Origin of the sequence: Burkholderia sp. S171, assembly GCF_009766085.1 — a bacterium.
Classification (GTDB): domain Bacteria; phylum Pseudomonadota; class Gammaproteobacteria; order Burkholderiales; family Burkholderiaceae; genus Caballeronia.
In genome coordinates this window covers 117,108-137,114 of the sequence record NZ_LMUF01000035.1, presented here as the reverse complement: position 1 = coordinate 137,114, position 20,007 = coordinate 117,108, and the positions used below count along the sequence as shown (strand labels likewise).

Below are 20,007 nucleotides of genomic sequence, written 5' to 3'. Positions count from 1 at the left end.
GCGCTGAAGGGCTCCGGCACGCGACTACACCGGTGACGCCGGCGCAGCCGTTGGAAACCGCGCGGGAAGGCGCTGCGGCGGCGGATCGGGCGTCGGAAACGCAATCACGCGGGCCGGTGTTGGCTGCTGGTGCGCCGCGGATGCCGGATGCACCGGCAAGTGGGACGAGGTTCACGGCTGAAAACGGGGCATCCAGCGCGCCTGTGGAATCGCTTGACCCGTCGGCGCGTCCGGCTAACCTTGGCGGATCGCGTTCGGGATCGGTTTCAGTTTCATCGGCGGATTCGGCTCAGAGCGCGCCTCATGCCTCAGATTCTTCGATCGATAGCGGAGCGTCTGCCGGCACAACCCCGTCCGCATCAAGCGCTTCGCTGCCGCACGCTACGACGCCGGTTACGCCAGCGCAGCCGGCCACGGTTGTCCAGCCAGCCAGCCCCGCCGCATCCACCACGCCAGAAGGCAAACCCTACTGGCAAGGCCGCACGGCGTCGCAATGGAAGGCGCCGGCAGAAACCGTCGAGATCGTGCCGCCGCCGGAACCCGAAGCGGGCGCGAAGCGTACGTGGCTCACGCGCCTGAAAACGGGGCTATCGAAGACCAGTTCGGGCCTGACGGGGATTTTCATCGGCGCGAAGATCGATGAAGATTTGTATGAGGAACTCGAAACCGCATTGCTGATGTCGGATGCGGGTGTCGATGCCACCGAATATCTGCTTGAAGCGTTGCGTGAAAAAGTGCGCAGCGAACGTCTCACCGATTCGATGCAGGTCAAGGCCGCACTACGTTCGCTGCTCGCGGACCTGCTGCGGCCGCTTGAGAAGTCGTTGATGCTCGGCCGCGCCCAACCGCTCGTGATGATGATCGCCGGCGTGAACGGCGCGGGCAAGACTACGAGCATTGGCAAGCTGGCCAAGCATTTGCAGCGCTTCGATCAATCCGTGCTGCTCGCCGCCGGCGATACCTTCCGTGCTGCGGCTCGCGAACAGCTCACGGTTTGGGGGCAACGCAACAACGTGACGGTGGTATCGCAAGAGAGCGGCGATGCTGCCGCCGTGATCTTCGATGCGGTCGGCGCCGCGCGTGCCCGCAAGATCGACGTGATGATGGCCGACACGGCGGGCCGCCTCCCGACCCAGCTTCACCTGATGGAAGAACTGCGCAAGGTGAAGCGCGTGATTGCAAAGGCGCAGCCCGACGCACCGCACGAGGTGCTGCTGGTCATCGATGCAAACACGGGTCAAAACGCGCTCGCCCAAGTGAAGTCTTTCGACGATGCGCTCGGCTTGACGGGTTTGATCGTGACCAAGCTCGATGGCACTGCGAAGGGCGGCATTCTCGCGGCAATCGCGCGGCAACGGCCGATTCCGGTCTACTTCATTGGCGTGGGCGAGAAAGTCGAAGACTTGCAGCCATTCAGCGCCGACGAATTTGCAGACGCATTGCTCGGAAGCTAAACCGGCACCGCGGCCTGGCGCTCAGCCAATAGCCAGACCGCGGTCGCGCCCGTCACACGTCCTACCGGGACACGATCAGCGCCGCAGCAATCCACCACATCACAATCCCCACGATCACATCGAGCACTCTCCACGAGATATCTTTCTCGAACAGCGGCTGGAGCAGGCGAGCACCGAACCCGAGCCCGGTGAACCAGATGATCGACGAACACATTGCCCCTGCGGCAAACCATGCGTTCCCCGGCCACCCGTACCGTGCACCAATGCCGCCGAGCAGCACGACGGTATCGAGATAAACGTGCGGATTCAGCAGCGATAAAGCGAGCACCGTTGTAACCGCGCTCAACGCTGTCTGTGACTCGCCGTTCTCGGTGTGTAAATGCCCCGGCCCCTTCCACGCCGCGTGAAAAGCCCGCAAACCGTAGAGGAACAGGAACACCGCTCCCGCCCATCGAATCACGCCAAGCAGCACCGGCGCTCGCGCAATCAACGCCCCCATCCCGCCAATACCCAAGCCGATCAGCAATACGTCGATCAGCGCGCAGATAAAAACGACCAGGCCCACGTGCCGCCGTTTCAAGCCTTGCCGCAACACAAAAGCGTTTTGAGCACCAATCGCGATAATCAGACTTGCGCCAAGCCCGGCGCCGGATAGAAAAACGGCTGTCGTCATTCCGCGTCCGGTTGTTGCCCAGGCGCGGCACGCGCGAACGCATCGATTTGCCCCGCGTGATCGGCGATACGTTCGATCGTCGGATAACGGCTCATATCGAGATTAAAGCGCCGCGCATTGAACACTTGCGGCACGAGGCACAGATCCGCGAGCGTGGGGGTATCGCCGAAACACAGCTTGCCCACGCGCGAGTCGTTCGCGAGCCGCTTTTCAAGCGACTCGAAACCCGATTCGAGCCAGTGCCGGTACCACGTGTCTTTCGCTTCATCGCCGACCTTCAGCGTGTGCTTCAGATACTTCAGCACACGCAGGTTGTCGACAGGATGGATCTCGCACGCAATCTGAAGCGCAACCGAACGGATGAACGCGCGATCCAGTGGCGTACCCGGCAATAACGGCGGCTCGGGATGCGTCTCTTCCAGATATTCGATGATCGCAAGCGACTGCGTGAGTACGTCGTCACCATCGATAAACGTGGGCACGATGCCGTCCGGGTTCAGCTCCCGATAATCCGGCTTCAGTTGTTGCCCGCCGTCGCGCAGAAGATGGATCGGCGCGTACTCATAGGCAAGCCCTTTGAGATTCAGCGCGATGCGAACGCGATACGCCGCCGAGCTACGAAAATAGCTGTAAAGCTTCATGGATCCCCTCCGCTTTTATAGTCAGACCACGCGCACGGAGAACTCTCCGATTCCGTCGACACCGCCCTTCATCAGGTCGCCCTTTTGAATGGCGCCGACGCCTTCAGGCGTGCCCGTGAAGATCAGGTCGCCGGGGAACAACTCGAATAGCGTGGACAAGTAGGCGATCGTGTCGCCCACGGACCAGATCAGTTGCGAGATGTCGGATCGCTGCTTCTCTTCGCCATTGACGGTGAGCCAGATCGCGCTTTTTTCCAGGTGCCCGACCTTCGCGACGGGATGAATCGGACCGAGCGGCGCTGAGTGATCGAAGCCCTTGGCCGTGTCCCATGGACGGCCTAGCTTCTTCGCTTCGGCTTGCAGGTCGCGGCGCGTCATGTCGAGACCGAGCGCATAGCCGTAGACGTAATCGAGCGCTTTGTCCGCGGGAATGTCCTTGCCTTGCTTGCCGATTGCGGCCACGAGTTCCATCTCGAAGTGGACGTTCTTCGACTGCGACGGATACGGGAATTCGCCGGTCGCACCCGGCGCGACATAGAGCACGGCGTCGGTGGGCTTACTGAAGAAAAACGGCGGTTCACGATCGGGGTCATGCCCCATCTCGCGGGCGTGCGCCTCGTAGTTCCGGCCGACGCAATAAATCCGGCGAACGGGAAACTGGTCGCTGGAACCGACGACAGGCACCGCGACCGCGGGCGCCGGAGCAAATACGTGACTCATTGCGTTCTCTCCTGATTGATAAAGTATTGAAGCATCGACCTGAACCTCAAGTTTAACGTGCGCGGTTGCGCATCGCGATTCGGCCGAACGGCCTATGAGCCCGGGGCATCGCGTGGCAAAGCGCACAGGAGCACGCAGAAGCACGCCGCCCAATCCGCGATTCTCGTGGGTGGTCCCAAGCCCGTGATCATCGGCAAAATGAGCAGGCGAGCGCCCGGAAAACCATCGGCTGAACCGTCCGGCGACTTGCAAGCCCGGCGCAAATGCGGTACTGAATGTGATTCCTGTATTTCCAGAATTGAAGCGGCCGATCGTGTACGAGGCGACTCAGCTGAGTATGCAAACCGCCCGCTCAGACCAATCAATGACCGACACAACCCCTTTCCCGTGCGCCCGTTTCATCAAGGAAATCGGCCGCGGGCCAAACGGCGCGCGAGCGCTGACCCGCGAGGACACGTACGCGCTCTATGAAGCGATGCTCGACAACCGCGTCACCGATCTCGAACTCGGCGCCGTGTTGCTCGCGTATCGGGTGAAAGGCGAGACGGCTGCAGAACTGGCCGCGATGCTGGCGGCCGCACATCGTTCGTTCGAACCGTTGCATATCCAGAACGGCCGCGACCACGCGCGGCCCGTCTCCATCCCCACTTACAACGGCGCGCGCAAGCAGCCGAACCTCACCCCGCTGCTGGCGTTGCTGCTCGCGCGGGAAGGCGTGCCGGTGCTCGTGCATGGCGTAACGACCGATCCTGGCCGCGTCACGAGCGCCGCGATTTTCGCCGAGCTGGGCATTCCGGAATCCACTTCCCACGATGAAATCGAGGACAACCTCGCCTCCCGCAGGCTGGCGTTCGCGCCGATCACCGTGCTCGCGCCCAAGCTCGCGCGCCTGCTCGCGATCCGGCGGATCATGGGCGTGAGAAATTCCACACATACGCTGGTGAAGATCCTGCAGCCGTTCGCGCAGCCCGGTTTGCGGCTGGTGAACTACACCCATCCGGAGTATCGCGAGAGCCTGACGGGACTGTTCACCGAGCATCCCGATGCAGCCGCCGGCGGCGCCTTGCTCGCACGCGGAACAGAGGGTGAAGCGGTCGCGGACACGCGCCGGCAAGTGCAGGTGGACTGGTTCCATGACGGCCACACAGAAACGCTGATATCGGCGGAGCGCTCCTCGCCGGATGCACCCGTGGTGGCGTTGCCCGAGGCTCTGGATGCCGCGACCACGGCCCGGTGGATTGAAACCGTGCTGCGCGGCGAAGCCCCTATTCCGCCCGCACTCGCCCGTCAGGCAGAGTTGATTGCGGACATCGTGAGGCGCGAAGGTATTTGATAAAGCATTCTTCAGTCGAGAAACCGTCTCTGTTGACAAAAGCGCGCGCCCTGCGCTAATGTGCAGAAATGAGCTTTACCCAATTCCCCTCCCTTCGAATTACTCTGGGTCGCCTAGCGCGGCCCCTATCGCTACGTCTAGCGTAAGTCGCTAAACGTGGCGCCGCGCGTTCCGCGCGCGGTCCCTCCCGCAGTCTCGTATTACCCCTTTCGCAGCTCCCTTTTATCACCCGTAGTCGTCTGCTTTCGTCCGTTCATCCACGGCACGAAAACGCGAGGATCACATGCACGCTGCATTTGCATCGTTCACGTTCGTCACCGGCGTCATCCACGCCATGGGACATCGCGAACCTGTCCAGCGCGCATCGGAACGATGCCGGCAAGCCGCCGGCCACACTTCCTCCTCGCAACGACTGCGCTTTCACGCGTACAACGCGTTCAGCCGAGGCCCACGATGATGATGCGCAATCCTTCCGAGAAATACCGCCCTTTCCCCCAGGTCAACCTCAACGGCCGCCGATGGCCCACTCGCACGATCGAGCGCGCGCCCATCTGGATGAGCACCGATCTTCGTGACGGCAACCAGGCGCTGATCGACCCGATGAGCATTGACGCCAAGCTCGAATTCTTCGAGATGCTGGTAGCGGTAGGTTTCAAGGAAATCGAAGTGGGCTTTCCGTCGGCATCGCAGACGGATTTCGACTTCGTGCGCAAGTTGATCGTGGAAAATCGCATTCCCGCCGATGTCACCATTGAAGTGCTCGTGCAGTCGCGTCGCGAACTCATCGAGCGGACGTTTGAAGCAGTGGAAGGTGCCCCCCGGGTGATCGTGCACCTGTACAACGCGATCTCACCGTCATTTCGCAAGATCGTCTTCGCGCAATCCAAGGAAGAAACCAAGGCGCTCGCCGTTGAAGGCACGCGCATCATCAAGGAGTGCGCCGCTGCGCGTCCCGGCACGCACTGGATCTATCAGTATTCGCCGGAAACATTCAGCATGACCGAGCTTTCGTTTGCCCGCGAAGTCTGCGACGCCGTCGCGCAAATGTGGCGCCCCACGCCCGACCACAAGATGATTGTGAATTTGCCGGCCACCGTGGAAGCGGCCATGCCGAATGTCTTCGCCGATCAGATCGAGTGGATGGATCGCAACATGAGTTACCGGGACAGCATCGTGCTCTCCGTGCATCCGCATAACGATCGCGGCACGGCAGTCGCCGCCGCGGAACTCGCGATCCTCGCCGGCGCCGATCGCGTGGAAGGATGCCTCTTTGGCAACGGCGAGCGCACGGGTAACGTGGATCTTGTCACGCTCGCGATGAATTTGTACACGCAGGGTATCGACCCCGGTCTGGATTTTTCGGATATCGACGGCGTGCGCCGCGTGGTCGAGCGCTGCAACCAGATTCCCGTGCACCCGCGCCACCCGTATGCCGGCGATCTCGTGTTCACGGCCTTCTCGGGCTCGCATCAGGACGCCATCCGGAAGGGTTTTGCCCAGCGCAAAGCGGACACGGTATGGGACGTGCCGTATCTCCCCATCGATCCGGCCGATCTCGGCCGCAGCTACGACGCCGTGATCCGCGTGAACAGCCAGTCGGGCAAAGGCGGCGCGACCTATCTGCTCGAACGTGGGCTGGGCTTCACGCCGCCGCGCCGCGTGCAGATCGAATTCAGCCATGCCGTGCAGACAGTCGCCGACGCCTCCGGCGCGGAAGTCTCCGGCGAAGCCATTTGCGCGTTGTTCAAGCGCGAATACTTCGACGCACACGGGCCGGCGTCGCGGGCGGATGCCTCGACCCTGCACTTCGATGGACACCGCGTGAAGCTGCCGGATTCCACGGTTGCCGACGAAGCGCATGCGCAAGCCGTTGCTGCGGCGGTAGCTAGCGCGGCGGGTGTCGCGATTGAGGTGACATCGTTTGAAACCGCGGCTACCGCCAAGGGTGAAACGGCGGTGTTCATCGGCTGCCGGATCGGCGATCAGGCGATGCGGTTTGGCGTCGCGGTGCATGCGAACGCGGTTCAGGCAGTCGCCAATGCCATCGTCAGCGCGGTCAATCGCGTGCGTTGGGCCGGGCGCAAGGAAGTGGAAAGCGAAGCCGTCGCAGCGTAAGCGGCCGCGGCTTTCCAGCAACGAGCAGTAAGTGAGTAGTAGAAACAAGTGACGCGCGTTGATCCAGTTAGCTACCGCTTCCCGGTCAACGTGCAGCAGAAATTTGCGAAGCAGGCGATAAAACACGACCGGTATCGACATGGCGGCCGGCGCTCACAAGGCGCCGAACCGCCGGCCGAACCGCGACGCCCGACCGAACGGCGTCGAACCGGTGCTAATCCAGCGCCACGCGTGTTGCCTGCATCGCGAGCAACTGCCATTGCCCATCGACCTGAATGTGGATGGCCGTGTACGCGATCGGGAACAACAAAGCGCCGTTTTTCGACTCCATCTCGAGCAACGCGCGCCCAAACACGATCCACGTGTCTCGTCCGCCCGGCATCACGTCCTGCGACTGAATCTCGATCTGCCGATACCGCCGGCGCCCCGCCGTGATCGCGTCTATGAACTGACGTTTCGTCTCGCGCTTGCCATTGGTATGGACGTAGCTGGCGTTCTCCGCCAGCAGCGCGTCCAGCAATTCGCCGTCACCGTCGACCATCGCGCGGAAACGGTCCCGCTCGAGTTCACGGATTGCCTCGATGGGCGTATCGATGGGTTGTGCCGGCATCTTTCGATTCCTCTCACGCTTGAGGAACCGATGGACGCGGTCCCCGTCAGAAGTTGTATTGCAAATATATCTGGCTGAAATTTATACCAGGATTAGGGTGTTCGATACCGCCGTTGGATAAATGCTGAAACCGGAAGCCCGCCTGGTAGTTTTGATGCGCGCCGAATTGAGCGCCCACGCCCACGACGTCGGCAAACTGAAAGGCTGAAGAGAAGGTCCGCGTCTCGGTCTCGCGAACGTGCGACAAGAGGCGTACACCTACGCCCGCTTCCACGTAGGGCCGAAACCATCCCGCACTTTTGATGAAACGGAACATCGGCGTGAGGCCGAATTCCCAGATGCCCGGATTCGAGGCCTGACTTTCGCGAATATCCCAGTAGGCCACGTGCGCTTCGCCCACAACCGTAAAGTGGAAACCGCCGATTTCCCACCAGGTCCAGTTGGGGTCCCAGACTACGCCGACATCCGCCTTTCGGACGTCATGGTCGGCAACCCCGCCAGCGATCTGCAAGCCGAACTGATCGGCGTGGGCAGTGGCCGAAGCCAAGACCAGCGCACCGACCAGGGCACCGTAGAAAGAGCGCTTTTGCCAGACACTTTTTTTCTTCTGCATGAATACTCCGGAGCTGGATTCTCACAAGACAGGCTCGCTGCAAACGCAGCAAGTCGCCATTTTAGAGACGGTCTTAAAAAGGTGCTCAGAAGAGTTCTGCTGAATGCCGAAAACGCGGAATTAAGTTTCGTAAAATCCAGATTGACGGGTAAATCATGCGAAATCTTGCAAATTTCTTTCGGTAAGTTTGACGACGAAAGCGTTTCGCGGCGTGCAATACTACGGGAAAGCACTTAGTAGCTATTGGAGCGAAGATTCTAATAGCGTATGGGAACTTGGACACACAAGGCCCCTCTAATCTTTAGCACTCGAAATAGCAGAGTGCTAATATCCTGCTAGACCCGGTTTTTCATCGGGTTTTTTGTTGATAAGGAGCACACCAGCGTGACCAATGCGATGACCCTCCCGAATACTGGACACTCGGCGCCGGCCAAGGCCGCTTCGGCAGGTGCGCTGACGTTTGCGCAGTCGTCCATGTTGACCGGCCAGATCGGCAACATCGACGCCTACATTTCGGCTGTCAACCGGATTCCGATGCTAACGCCGTCGGAAGAACGTCAGTACGCCACCGAATTCCGTGACAACGACAACCTCGATGCCGCGCGTCAGCTCGTGCTGTCGCACCTGCGCCTGGTGGTATCGATTGCCCGCAATTATCTGGGTTATGGGCTGCCCCACGCCGACCTGATTCAGGAAGGCAATATCGGCTTGATGAAAGCCGTGAAACGCTTCGATCCGCAACAGAACGTGCGGCTGGTGTCGTATGCCATGCACTGGATCAAGGCTGAAATTCATGAGTACATCCTGCGCAACTGGCGCACGGTGAAAGTGGCGACCACGAAGGCGCAGCGCAAGCTGTTTTTCAACCTTCGCAGCCACAAGACCGGGCACAACGCATTTACGCCGGACGAGGTCGATAGCCTGGCGAAAGAGCTGAATGTGAAGCGCGAGGAAGTCTCGGAAATGGAAACGCGTCTTTCCGGCGGCGACATCGCGCTGGAAGGTCAGATTGACGACGGCGAAGAGTCTTATGCGCCTATCGCTTATCTGGCGGATTCGCACAATGAGCCGACCAACGTGCTTGCATCGCGTCAGTTCGACAAGCTGCAAAGCGAAGGGTTGTCGACCGCGCTCGAATCGCTCGACGAACGCAGCCGCCGGATCGTTCAGGCGCGCTGGCTCGAAGTGGAAGACGACGGCTCGGGCGGCAAGACGTTGCATGAACTTGCTGACGAATTTGGCGTGTCGGCGGAACGGATTCGCCAGATCGAAGCCAGCGCAATGAAGAAAATGCGCACGGCGCTGCACGAATACGCTTGAGCTTTTAGCTGTGCATGAACGCTGAATGAGCGGCGTGTAGAGAAGACTTCAAAGCCCGCCGTCGAAAGACGGCGGGCTTTTCTTTGCCCGCTTGATTTGCGTGTGCGCGATGTGCCCCGACGCCTACCGACACGCGCCAATAAAAAGCGGCGCCAGAGGTTTCCCTCTGGCGCCGCTCAGCGTCCAGTCGGCAGAACGTCTGCGACCTAGCGCGACATCATGTGTGCACCGACGTTATGGAGTACCCACAACGTTCCGCCGATCAGAATCACCGCCACCAGCACGGCGAATCCAAGCGAAAGCAGGTTCCATCGCTGCGATGAAGACGTGTTCATATGCAGGAAAAACACCAGGTGCACGAGGATTTGAATGAACGCGAGCACCGCGATGGCGATGATCGATTCTGTCGGCCCCAACGCTTGTTGCATGACCAGTCCAAAAGCCGCGGCCGTTAGCACGACCGACAGGACGAAGCCGATGACATACGAGCGCACGCTGCCGTGGCCCGCGCCGGTATCGATTGAATGTGCGTTTGCCATTTATACGACGCTCGTCAGATAAACAAAGGTAAAGACGCAAATCCACAAGATGTCCAGAAAGTGCCAAAAAAGGCTGAGACACGTGAGGCGCGTCAGATCGCGTTGGGTAACTTTCTTGTTGCCGATTACCTGCACCGCCAGGACCGCCATCCAGATCAGGCCAACGGTAACGTGCAAGCCGTGCGTTGCGACCAGCGTGAAGAACGCAGATAAAAACGCGCTTCGATCAGGTCCGTAACCCTGCGCGATCAGCAGGCTGAACTCGTGGATTTCCAGCACGATAAACACCGCGCCCAGCACGAACGTCACGCCGAGCCATGCCAGCAGCGCGGTCGACTTGCCCTTGTGAGCGGCCAGCATGCCGAAGCCGAACGTGATACTGCTCAGCAACAGGATGGCCGTTTCCAGCATGACCCCGGGAAGCTCGAACACGTCCTTGCCGGAAGGGCCGTCGGCGAACTGATGGCCCATGACCGCGAACACTGCGAATAACGACGCAAAAATAATGCAGTCGGTCATCAGGTACACCCAGAACCCCAGCACGGTATTCGACGCGCCGTGGTCATCGTGCGATCCCGGTAGATCGAGTGGGATAGTCTTTTGCAGCATTACAGTGCCTCCTGCAGGTCCCGCGTCCGCGCTGGCGTCGGCGTGCCGTCCAGGCCAGCGACGGTTTCAGCGGAAATGGTGTAGTCGATGTCGTTGTTGTAGCTACGAAGGATCAGCGTGACGACCACGCCCACCAGCCCCGCGATGGCGAGCCACCAGATGTGCCAGACCAGCGCAAAACCGATCGCCAGGCTGAACAAGCCAACGAACAGACCCGCGCTCGTGTTGCGCGGCATGTGGATGTCGCGATAATCCTCAACAGCGTGGCGTGTGCGGCCGCGTTCCTTCATGTGTGCAAACGCGTCGAGTTCATGGACCACCGGCACGACCGCGAAGTTATAGACAGGCGGCGGCGAACTGGTCGCCCATTCGAGGGTTCGGCCGTTCCACGGGTCACCCGTGACGTCTTTGTACGCCGGCGAATTCCGTTTCACGACGCTGACAACAACCTGAGCGATCTGGAACACCACGCCCACGAGAATGATCAACGCGCCAATCAACGCGATAATCATGTACGGCTGCCAGCCCGGCGTGTCGTAGTGATTCATGCGACGCGTCGCGCCCATGAAACCGAGCACGTACAGCGGCATGAACGCTGTCCAGAAACCGACGAACCAGCACCAGAACGCGCACTTGCCGAGCGTTTCGTTCAGCTTGAAACCGAACGCCTTCGGGAACCAGTACGTGAAGCCGGCAAGATATCCGAACACCACGCCGCCGATAATCGCGTTATGGAAGTGAGCGATCAGGAACAAGCTGTTGTGCAGCACGAAGTCCGCGCCCGGCACGGCCAGCAACACGCCCGTCATGCCGCCAACGGTGAACGTGATCATGAAGCCGATTGTCCACAACACCGGCGACGACAACTCTAGCCGCCCCTTATAGATGGTGAACAGCCAGTTGAAGATCTTCACGCCGGTCGGAATGGCGATGATCATCGTCATGATCCCGAAAAACGCATTCACGTTCGCGCCGGAACCCATGGTGAAGAAGTGATGCAGCCAGACGAGCAGCGACAGCACCATGATCGAGCACGTGGCGTAGACCATCGTCTTGTAGCCGAACAACGGCTTTTTCGCGAACGTAGCCACGACTTCCGAGTAGATGCCGAACGCCGGCAGCACCAGGATGTACACCTCCGGGTGTCCCCATGCCCAGATCAGGTTCAGGTAAAGCATGGCGTTGCCGCCACCGTCGTTCGTGAAGAAATGCATGCCGAGGTAACGGTCGAGCGCCAGCAACGCGAGCGTTGCGGTCAGGATCGGGAACGTGGCGAGAATCAGCACGTTCGAGCACAGCGACGTCCAGGTGAACACCGGCATCTTCATGAGCGTCATGCCCGGCGCGCGCATCTTGATGATGGTCACGAAGAAGTTGACGCCAGTCAGCAACGTTCCTATGCCGGACAGCTGCAGACTCCATAAATAGTAGTCGACACCCACCCCCGGACTGAATTGCAGCTCCGACAACGGCGGATATGCGAGCCAGCCGGTTTGCGCGAAGTCCCCGATCACCAGCGAGATATTGATCAGGATGGCGGCAAGCGCGGTCATCCAGAAACTCAGCGAGTTGATGAACGGAAACGCGACATCGCGTGCGCCAATTTGCAGCGGCACGACAATGTTCATCAAGCCGATCATGAACGCCATCGCCATGAAGAAAATCATGATGACGCCGTGCGCCGTGAAGACCTGGTTGTAATGCTCGGGCGGCAGAAATCCCGGCCCGTTATAAGCGAGCGCGAGTTGCGTGCGCATCATGAGCGCATCGACAAAACCGCGCAGCAGCATTAACACCGCCACCACGATATACATCACGCCAATCTTCTTGTGATCGACCGAAGTCAGCCATTCACTCCACAGATAGCCCCACTTCTTGAACCACGTCAGCCCGACGACCACGGCCAGCACAATGAGCGCCATGAACGCTGCCGCGCCCATGATGATCGGCTGATCGAACGGTATGTCCGCTAGCGTTAATTTTCCCAACAGATTTCCAAACATGGCTTATCCCTTCGTGCGGCAGATCGGGTCGGGTATGTTGCGAGCATGCCCGTTGTTATATTTCGCGACGATGCTCTGAAACAGATTCGCGTCGACCTTGGAGAAGTACTGGACCGGATGCTTTTCGGTCGGCAACGCAACCGCCGCGTAGTTCACGCCGTCGAGCTGACTCGGCGATGACTTCACCTTCGCGACCCAGGCCGCAAACTCCTCGGGCGTAGTCGCAACGGCGCGGAATTTCATGTCCGAGAAGCCTTGACCACTGAAATTCGCGGAGATGCCGGCGTAGTCACCCGCCTCGTCGGCGATCAAATGCAGTTTGGTCTGCATGCCGGCCATTGCGTAAATTTGCCCACCCAGTTGCGGGATGAAAAATGAGTTCATCACGGAATCCGACGTGATCTTGAAGTTCACCGGCGTACCGACCGGAAACTCGATCCGGTTTACCGTTGCAATACCCAGATCCGGATAAATGAATAACCATTTCCAGTCGAGCGCGACCACTTCGACATTAATTGGTTTGACGTCTGACACGAGCGGCTTATAAGGATCAAGCGCGTGCGTGCTTTTGTACGTCAATATACCCAGATATAAAATGATCAGACTCGGGACGAGCCAGATCACGATTTCTATCTTGGTAGAGTGAGCCCACTTGGGTAAATATTCAGCCGACGTATTCGATTGCCGATACTTCCACGCAAACAACAGCGTCAGGAAGATCACCGGCACCACCACGATCAGCATGGCGTACGTGGATGTAAGAATGAGATTCTTCTCAGCCAGTCCGATGCTGCCTTTAGGATCGAGAAGATCCATCTGACCACAGCCCGACAGCAGAAGAGCAGGGAAAATTGCTAACGGCTTGCAAAACCCCGACCCGGATTTTTGTTTCATACCTTGCCCGATTTCAACGTTTTTGAGATATTACGTTTAGACTTTTAATCAGTCTCGGGAGAAGGGTAGCGCGATTTCAAGGGTTCACTTAATCCAACTTTCTCGAAAAATGTTTTGTGTGTATTCGATGCGTCCTGTTGCCGCATATTAATAGTTAATTTATCGCTACGATTGATTTCAAATTATCAAGACAATTGGATTTTATCGATAAAAACGAGATGAACAACATTCGGCGGGGATTGGTTCCGACCTGTGATCGAGGTTTTTCTCGCCGCGTGGATCGCGCGGCGAGACCAAGCGATTACTTCAAGTACAGCCCTGGCGTCCACGAACCATCGCGCGACGAGAACTGCACAGTTTTCCCTGTGGCATTGCGAACGCAGATCCCGATTTGCGTGGCCGCCGCCGCTTTTTGTGACGCAACGTACGAGGAGATGTCGTTGTTTCTGACTTGCTGCGCGTTATTAAGATAGATACCGCCAATCTTTTGCGTCGTGCACGATGCCGCGCTCGGCAGCTTCGTCGTATCGTCCCAATCGGTCGATGCCGCGTAGAGATCCAGCGTGATTGTGCTGGTATCGCTCACGTTGCCGGCGAGCGTCTGAAGGTACGAACTGGCGTAGACGTAGTCGTCAAGATTGGCGGGTGTCGGAAATTTAATGAAGATCACGTCGCCGGGATCTGAGACAAGCGTCGCGCCTGTGGCCTCAGTTGATCCGCTGCCGGTCAGTCGAACGTCTGCACTTGCCGCAGAGTAATAGGTTGGAATGTTCTTGCCGCACGTTGAGCCCGGCGTGCTCGGCTTGTTCATGCACGAGTCGACAATAAATTGCATGCTTTCCGCGTGCCACGCGTTGATGAAATCTCCGTGAGCCGTGTACATGCTGCCCCATTGCGGCACCCATTGACCGTTCTGGAATATTGGATCGAGTGACAACTGCGCGGTGGTCAAGTCAGGATCGGCCCCAAGCGGATATGAGATGTTCAACTGAAGCTCAGGAATCTTGACCGGATAACCAGAGGGACATGTGCCATCGGAGTTCCGATACGCCACGTTGAGCTTGCCCTTAGCCGCTTTCATCAACCCCTTCATCCGATTCTCCCGGCCGCTTCCGAGATTCGGCACCAGGTTCACACCATCCCAGCAATCCGGAAAATGCACGGAGATATCCAGTTCCGACGGGTCACCGCCGCTGGCGCTATTGGACGGACAGCTGGTTGGCATTGTCGTGGTGTAATTGCCACTGCCCAGGCACAGGAAATTGACATGGGGATTGGGCCCTTTCCCCATGTGATCTCCGGCCAGCATCTGGAGTCCCAACGGAATAGCGTTGATGGGATAAGAAGCCACATGTTGATCGTCCTTATAGTAGGTCTTCTCATACGTCGCATTGATGACCCCGGACGCTCGTTTCAATTGCGGGGCCCAGTAAGCCGATCGGTCGGCATTCGAATCGCAGGTCGTGGCTTTGTTGCTGTTCAGCGAATCGTAGGTACTGGACGCATTCGTGTTTGTATTACCGAAAAAATCGTGCACCATCGCCTCCCCCGCTTTCCCTGGATAAACAATAGGGTCATCGGGAAGCGTGTGCGAATAATTGCATTGGGTATTGAAATTAGCGGCATGGGCCGCTCCGGCCGCAAGCATGAACATGGTCCAGATGACGATCTTTCTTTTCATGAACGACTCCTGATGGGAAAACGGAAACGTTAGGTGAATTGGTTTCGCTACATTATTTAATTAGTTATCTTTATTAATCGACTGGTAACGATGGTATCGATTGCCAATTTTTCTGCGCGCGATGCTTGATGAAACGGAAACGACTGTAGAACTCGTTGCAAATGAGTAATTAATTAGGTTTACTTATTGTTTGAGATACAAATAATAGACCCGGATCATGACTTTCGTCATGCCGGGTCTTAAAAGTAAATCAAAAGGAAATTTCAAACCGGCGACCGAGCGATCAAAAAACCCGGCCGCGAACTACGCGCTAAGAAGTTACGCCGGCATCGGCGACGCTCCGCCACCCGTAGCCGACAAGCGCGTTGCCAGCGTGCGGGCATAACGATCCGCCGCGTTGCCCACAACAATGTGGAACGTATCGGCCGACACCCAAGCTACGTCAAGCGACGACAACCGTTGACGATCCACCGACGACGGATCGCGAACCACTACGCGCAGGCGCGTCGCTGCGACGGCATCGAGCGATGCCACGTTGGTCGCGCCACCAAACACGGCGAGCCAGCGCACCGGGTCCGGATCGAGCGGGCCTTGCTCACCTGCAGGAACTGCGGCCAGGGGCACAGCAGCAGCCGGAGCGGACGAAGCCCGGGTTGCGCCGCCTGCGGATGTACGTTCGAGTTCGGTGCGGATTTCATCGGAGATGAGATCGGCTTCCGGTCCAATGATGACCTGCACACTCGTCGCACCGCGTTTCAACACGCCGCGTGCGCCAATTGCCTTCAACTCGGGTTCCGACACCTTCGCCGAATCCACCACCGAAAGACGCAGACGGGTCGTGCAAGCATCGACGAGCGTCAGGTTCGACGCACCGCCCAAAGCCGCGATGTAACGCACGGCGCGCGGCACGGTAGCACCGGCTGTCGGGGAAACGAAGCCCGTGTTGTCATACGAGTCGACTTCTGCGTCGGTCGTAGCAGGCTCACGGCCTGGCGTTGCCATGTTGAACTTGCGGATGAAGAAGCGGAACAGCCCGTAATAGACCACGGCGTAGACAATGCCCACCGGAATCGCCAGCCAGCCGCGCTGCGAGAGACCGTAGTTCAGCACATAGTCGATAGCACCAGCCGAGAACGTGAAGCCCAGGTGAATACCCAACGCCGAGCAGATGGCAAGCGACAAGCCCGTCAGCACCGCGTGGATCGCGTACAGCGCCGGTGCGAGGAACATGAAGGTGTATTCGATCGGCTCGGTCACGCCCGTCAGGAACGCGGTCAGGGCCATCGAGAAGAGCAAGCCGCCAACCATGGCGCGGCGTTCCTTCGGTGCTTCATGGAACATGGCCAGACACGCTGCCGGCAAGCCGAACATCATGACCGGGAAGAAACCCGTCATGAAGCCGCCTGCGGTTTTATCGCCGGCAAAGAAGCGATGCAAGTCGCCCGTCACCGCCGCGCCGCCGCCCGGGGGCGTGTACGAACCGAACACGAACCATGCAAGCGAGTTGATGATGTGGTGCAGACCCGTCACGAGCAGGATCCGGTTCAGCACGCCGAACACGAACACGCCCAGTGCGCCTGCGCCGGTCAGCCAGCCGCCGGCTGCATCGATAGCCGCCTGGACCGGTGCCCAGACATAGCCCAGGACAATCCCGATCACCAGACAGGTCACCCCCGTGACAATCGGCACGAAGCGTTTCCCTCCGAAGAACGCGAGGTATTCAGGCAACTTGATGTCTTTGTACTTGTTGTAGAGGAACCCGGCCACGCAACCTGCAACGATCCCCGACAGCACGCCCATGTTGAGCTTGTCGTTGATGTCCTTCATCACTGCGATTTCGATCAGGTAACCGATCGCGCCCGCCAGACCGGCCGTACCGTTATTGTCCTTCGCAAAACCAACCGCCACGCCGATGGCGAACAAGAGTGGCAGGTTTGTAAAGATCGTATCGCCAGCATCGGCGATCATCTTGATGTTGAAGACATCCGGCTGGCCGAGGCGTAATAGCAGCCCGGCCACCGGTAGCACGGCGATCGGCAGCATCAGCGCGCGGCCGAGACGCTGCATTCTCGCAAACAGGTTAGCGTCCATCAGGTTCTCCAGAGATAAGTGTCTTGTCGTTGATCGTGTTGGTGCAACAGGTTGTCGATCGAAGCTTTTTTTACTAATAAACGCGAAGGCTGACTGCCGGACGGACGTGTTAGTCCAGCGGCCAGATTTCGCGGCTTGCTGCTCTTACTGCCTGTGCTGATTCGAGCGCCAAGGCGTCCTCAGCGCGCTGACGGCACAGTGGGTAATCGAGTTTGCGCACGAGCGCCTTGATGCCGGGAACCGAAACCGGATCCACCGACAATTCCGTCACGCCAAGGCCCACGAGCAAGGGCACGGCGACCGGATCGCCGGCCAGCGCACCGCACACGCCGACCCACTTGCCGTGTTTCGCCGCGCCGTCCGTTGCGGCCTTGATCAGGCGCAGCACCGCAGGATGCAAACCGTCGGCCTGGGCCGCGAGATCGGCCTGGCAACGGTCCATCGCGAGCGTGTATTGCGTGAGATCGTTCGTGCCGATAGACAGGAAATCCGCGTGTCGAGCGAGTTGATCGGCCAGCAGCGCCGCCGACGGCACTTCGATCATCACGCCCACTTGAATGGGATCGGTCCGGCCAATTTCCGCCGCGAGTTCGTCGATGCGCTTTCTCAGGCGCACGAGTTCGCCGGAGTCGGTGACCATAGGCAGGAGAATGCGCACCGTACCGAACGGTTTCACCGCGAGCAGACCACGCAACTGGTCGTCGAGGAGATCGGGGCGCACCTGTGCCAGCCGAATGCCGCGCAAGCCCAGCGCCGGGTTCGTTTCAGGCGGCAGCGTGAGGTAATCGACTTCCTTGTCCGCGCCCACGTCGAGCGTGCGGATAATCGCCGTGCGCCCGTTCAACGCGCCCACGATCGATTGATAGCTTTCTTTATGTTCGTCCGCCGTAGGCGCCGTCTGGCGATGAATGAACAACAGTTCCGTGCGCAGGAGGCCGACCGCGTCCGCGCCGTTATCGACGGCAGTCTTTGCGTCTTCAAGTGTCGCGATGTTCGCCGCGACTTCAATCGTGCGGCCGTCGTGTGTCGCTGCCGCTTCCTGTGACGTGCGCCGGTTCACCTCGCGCACACCCGCGAGACGCTGGCGCTCGAGGCGCGCGCGTTCTACATCGAGTGCGGTGGGCGCGTGCTCCAGCCGACCGGCGGATGCATCGACCACGACCTGCGTGCCGTCGGGAATAGCGTGCAGCGCGTCGCCCACCGCGACCAGGGCCGGAATGCCGATCTGGCGCGCGATGATCGCCGCGTGCGACGTCGCGCCGCCGCGTGCCATCACCAGCGCCGTTACGCGCGTGCGGTCGAGAGACGAGAGGTCGGAGGGGGTGAATTCATCGGCGGCGAGCACGGCTTCGTCGGGCAACTCGCGTGCCGCCGTGTTCGTATAACCGAGCGCGCGCAGCACGCGCTTTTCGATATCGCGAAGATCCGATGCACGTTCAGCCAGCAACGTGTCTTCGATAGTCGACAGCACCACGATCTGCGCACGAATCGCTTCACGCCACGCAAACCCGGCGCTCTTGCCGAGGCTGATCAGATCGCGCGCGGCGTCGAGCAGCGTGGGGTCTTCCAGCAATACGCGATGCACCGCGAAAATTCCCGCTTCACCGACCGCACCACGTTGCGAAGCAGTACGGACGGTTTCGTCCAGTTCCGCGTCTATGGTTGCAATGGCTTTGTCCAGCGAGCGGCTCTCAGCGGCCGATGTCCCTGTTGCCTGCTCAGGCGGCGCGATGTCCTGATTGTCCCAGCGCACGAGTTTGCCAACCGCAATTCCCGGCGATGCGCATACGCCCGCAATCGTATTTGGATCAAGTGGCTTGCCGGGCTCACGTGAGACAGCAACCGGCGCGGGCGATTGCGACCGCGCCGGTTTCTCTTCCACTTCACCATGCGCTTCGCGCAGCAGTTCCGCCGCGACCGCTTCTACCGCTGCCGCGGCTTGCGCGCCTACGCCAAGCAATTCGACCGTCGCGCCTTCGCCTGCGCCCAGTCCGAGCAAACCGACCACGCTTTCAATCGGCGCTTTACGACCGTTGAAACGCACTTCCACCTTGGCGTCGAAACCGCGCGCCGCTTCGCGGGCGCGTGCGGCAGGCCGCGCGTGCAAACCGCCGGCATGCGCGAGCGTCACGTTGCGGCGCGCTTCGTCGGTGAAATTCGAGTCGCTGCGAGCCGCGTCCGCTTTCACGCCGCCTTTGCCGCGCAGCACGAGCAACTGGCTTTCGCCCGCTTTCAGCATGCCGCGGCCGGCGCGGTCGACCACCTCGAACGCGTCGCTATTGGCGATCGCGATCACGGAAACGAGGCTTGGCGCGTGCTGCGCGACGTAGTCGGCGTCGAATTCGATCAACACCTGGCCGGCACGCACGCTCGCGCCCTGCTCGACCTTCGGCGTGAAACCTTTTCCCGCTAGCTCGACCGTATCGATACCGATATGCACCAGGATTTCCGCGCCTTGCGGCGTGCGCAAAGTCACAGCGTGATGTGTGCGGGCGAGATGCGTGATGACGCCATCGCAGGGTGAAAGCAGCACACCTGTCAGCGGATCGATGCCAATACCATCGCCGAACATGCCGTCCGCAAACACAGGATCGGGGACATCGGCGAGCGGCACCATCGGGCCGGTGAACGGCGCGAGCAACACGAAATCGTTCGGGTTTTCAGGGGAATGATTCAACAGGGACTCCTCGGCACGACGCATCGGATGACTC

16 protein-coding genes are annotated in these 20,007 nt (G+C 59.6%); 4 read left to right on the top strand and 12 right to left on the bottom strand.

Translation table 11 applies throughout. The features are described from left to right. Positions 1–140: 140 nt before the first annotated feature. A complete protein-coding gene (gene ftsY, locus GSQ93_RS18865; RefSeq protein WP_254073940.1) occupies positions 141–1,454 on the top strand; it encodes a signal recognition particle-docking protein FtsY in 1,314 nt (437 codons plus the stop codon). A 61-nt stretch (positions 1,455–1,515) separates the two neighbouring features. Here ftsY and GSQ93_RS18860 read toward each other — a convergent pair whose 3' ends face one another. Genes GSQ93_RS18860 through GSQ93_RS18850 form a run of 3 tightly spaced genes read right to left on the bottom strand, consistent with a single transcriptional unit; the run spans position 1,516 to position 3,488 of the window. After that, positions 1,516–2,127, bottom strand: coding sequence for a LysE/ArgO family amino acid transporter (locus GSQ93_RS18860; protein ID WP_158937171.1), 612 nt, complete (start codon positions 2,125–2,127; stop codon positions 1,516–1,518). Further along, positions 2,124–2,768, bottom strand: coding sequence for a maleylacetoacetate isomerase (gene maiA / locus GSQ93_RS18855; RefSeq protein ID WP_158937170.1), 645 nt, complete (start codon positions 2,766–2,768; stop codon positions 2,124–2,126). The genes GSQ93_RS18860 and maiA overlap by 4 nt, the downstream gene beginning before the upstream one ends. Positions 2,769–2,789: 21 nt before the next feature. Continuing rightward, on the bottom strand, positions 2,790–3,488 hold the full coding sequence (locus GSQ93_RS18850) for a fumarylacetoacetate hydrolase family protein (protein WP_158937169.1): 699 nt from the start codon (positions 3,486–3,488) through the stop codon (positions 2,790–2,792). 364 nt (positions 3,489–3,852) lie between these two features. Here GSQ93_RS18850 and ybiB point away from each other — a divergent pair, with 364 nt between their 5' ends. Together ybiB and leuA are read left to right on the top strand one after the other, a co-directional pair. Then, positions 3,853–4,821 (top strand): DNA-binding protein YbiB, encoded by a 969-nt coding sequence (gene ybiB, locus GSQ93_RS18845; protein ID WP_158937168.1) that lies wholly within the window; start codon positions 3,853–3,855, stop codon positions 4,819–4,821. Between the two features lie 456 nt (positions 4,822–5,277). Beyond that, on the top strand, positions 5,278–6,936 hold the full coding sequence (leuA, locus tag GSQ93_RS18840) for a 2-isopropylmalate synthase (RefSeq protein WP_158937286.1): 1,659 nt from the start codon (positions 5,278–5,280) through the stop codon (positions 6,934–6,936). Positions 6,937–7,150: 214 nt separating this feature from the next. Here the strand turns inward: leuA and GSQ93_RS18835 are convergent, their stop codons facing one another. Both GSQ93_RS18835 and GSQ93_RS18830 read right to left on the bottom strand, forming a co-directional pair. Beyond that, positions 7,151–7,546: a nuclear transport factor 2 family protein gene (locus tag GSQ93_RS18835; RefSeq protein ID WP_031357622.1), complete on the bottom strand. Its 396-nt coding sequence runs from the start codon at positions 7,544–7,546 to the stop codon at positions 7,151–7,153. Positions 7,547–7,592: 46 nt separating this feature from the next. After that, positions 7,593–8,159, bottom strand: coding sequence for an acyloxyacyl hydrolase (locus tag GSQ93_RS18830; protein ID WP_158937167.1), 567 nt, complete (start codon positions 8,157–8,159; stop codon positions 7,593–7,595). A gap of 384 nt (positions 8,160–8,543) precedes the next feature. Between GSQ93_RS18830 and rpoH the strand changes: the two genes are divergently transcribed. Continuing rightward, the gene (gene rpoH / locus GSQ93_RS18825; protein WP_158937166.1) at positions 8,544–9,479 is read left to right on the top strand and encodes an RNA polymerase sigma factor RpoH; all 936 of its coding nucleotides are present in this window, start codon (positions 8,544–8,546) and stop codon (positions 9,477–9,479) included. Between the two features lie 206 nt (positions 9,480–9,685). Here the strand turns inward: rpoH and cyoD are convergent, their stop codons facing one another. From cyoD to ptsP, 7 genes are all read right to left on the bottom strand, one after another. Further along, positions 9,686–10,018, bottom strand: coding sequence for a cytochrome o ubiquinol oxidase subunit IV (gene cyoD / locus GSQ93_RS18820; RefSeq protein ID WP_158937165.1), 333 nt, complete (start codon positions 10,016–10,018; stop codon positions 9,686–9,688). Then, a complete protein-coding gene (cyoC, locus tag GSQ93_RS18815; protein ID WP_158937164.1) occupies positions 10,019–10,627 on the bottom strand; it encodes a cytochrome o ubiquinol oxidase subunit III in 609 nt (202 codons plus the stop codon). Next, positions 10,627–12,618 (bottom strand): cytochrome o ubiquinol oxidase subunit I, encoded by a 1,992-nt coding sequence (gene cyoB / locus GSQ93_RS18810; RefSeq protein ID WP_158937285.1) that lies wholly within the window; start codon positions 12,616–12,618, stop codon positions 10,627–10,629. Before cyoB ends, cyoC begins: the two co-directional genes overlap by 1 nt. Positions 12,619–12,633: 15 nt before the next feature. Next, positions 12,634–13,524, bottom strand: a complete 891-nt coding sequence (cyoA, locus tag GSQ93_RS18805; protein ID WP_158937163.1) for a ubiquinol oxidase subunit II — start codon at positions 13,522–13,524, stop codon at positions 12,634–12,636. Positions 13,525–13,825: 301 nt separating this feature from the next. After that, positions 13,826–15,205: a DUF1996 domain-containing protein gene (locus GSQ93_RS18800; RefSeq protein ID WP_158937162.1), complete on the bottom strand. Its 1,380-nt coding sequence runs from the start codon at positions 15,203–15,205 to the stop codon at positions 13,826–13,828. A 318-nt stretch (positions 15,206–15,523) separates the two neighbouring features. Beyond that, positions 15,524–17,296, bottom strand: a complete 1,773-nt coding sequence (nagE, locus tag GSQ93_RS18795; protein WP_158937161.1) for an N-acetylglucosamine-specific PTS transporter subunit IIBC — start codon at positions 17,294–17,296, stop codon at positions 15,524–15,526. 109 nt (positions 17,297–17,405) lie between these two features. After that, on the bottom strand, positions 17,406–19,997 hold the full coding sequence (ptsP, locus tag GSQ93_RS18790) for a phosphoenolpyruvate--protein phosphotransferase (RefSeq protein ID WP_158937160.1): 2,592 nt from the start codon (positions 19,995–19,997) through the stop codon (positions 17,406–17,408). Positions 19,998–20,007: the final 10 nt, after the last annotated feature.

Bases quoted from the DNA above. Each gene is read 5' to 3' on its own strand.
- ftsY (WP_254073940.1), top strand. From the start codon at position 141: ATGCCGGATGCACCGGCAAGTGGGACGAGGTTCACGGCTGAAAACGGG.
- GSQ93_RS18860 (WP_158937171.1), bottom strand. From the start codon at position 2,127: ATGACGACAGCCGTTTTTCTATCCGGCGCCGGGCTTGGCGCAAGTCTG.
- maiA (WP_158937170.1), bottom strand. From the start codon at position 2,768: ATGAAGCTTTACAGCTATTTTCGTAGCTCGGCGGCGTATCGCGTTCGC.
- GSQ93_RS18850 (WP_158937169.1), bottom strand. From the start codon at position 3,488: ATGAGTCACGTATTTGCTCCGGCGCCCGCGGTCGCGGTGCCTGTCGTC.
- ybiB (WP_158937168.1), top strand. From the start codon at position 3,853: ATGACCGACACAACCCCTTTCCCGTGCGCCCGTTTCATCAAGGAAATC.
- leuA (WP_158937286.1), top strand. From the start codon at position 5,278: ATGATGCGCAATCCTTCCGAGAAATACCGCCCTTTCCCCCAGGTCAAC.
- GSQ93_RS18835 (WP_031357622.1), bottom strand. From the start codon at position 7,546: ATGCCGGCACAACCCATCGATACGCCCATCGAGGCAATCCGTGAACTC.
- GSQ93_RS18830 (WP_158937167.1), bottom strand. From the start codon at position 8,159: ATGCAGAAGAAAAAAAGTGTCTGGCAAAAGCGCTCTTTCTACGGTGCC.
- cyoD (WP_158937165.1), bottom strand. From the start codon at position 10,018: ATGGCAAACGCACATTCAATCGATACCGGCGCGGGCCACGGCAGCGTG.
- cyoC (WP_158937164.1), bottom strand. From the start codon at position 10,627: ATGCTGCAAAAGACTATCCCACTCGATCTACCGGGATCGCACGATGAC.
- cyoA (WP_158937163.1), bottom strand. From the start codon at position 13,524: ATGAAACAAAAATCCGGGTCGGGGTTTTGCAAGCCGTTAGCAATTTTC.
- GSQ93_RS18800 (WP_158937162.1), bottom strand. From the start codon at position 15,205: ATGAAAAGAAAGATCGTCATCTGGACCATGTTCATGCTTGCGGCCGGA.
- nagE (WP_158937161.1), bottom strand. From the start codon at position 17,296: ATGGACGCTAACCTGTTTGCGAGAATGCAGCGTCTCGGCCGCGCGCTG.
- ptsP (WP_158937160.1), bottom strand. From the start codon at position 19,997: ATGCGTCGTGCCGAGGAGTCCCTGTTGAATCATTCCCCTGAAAACCCG.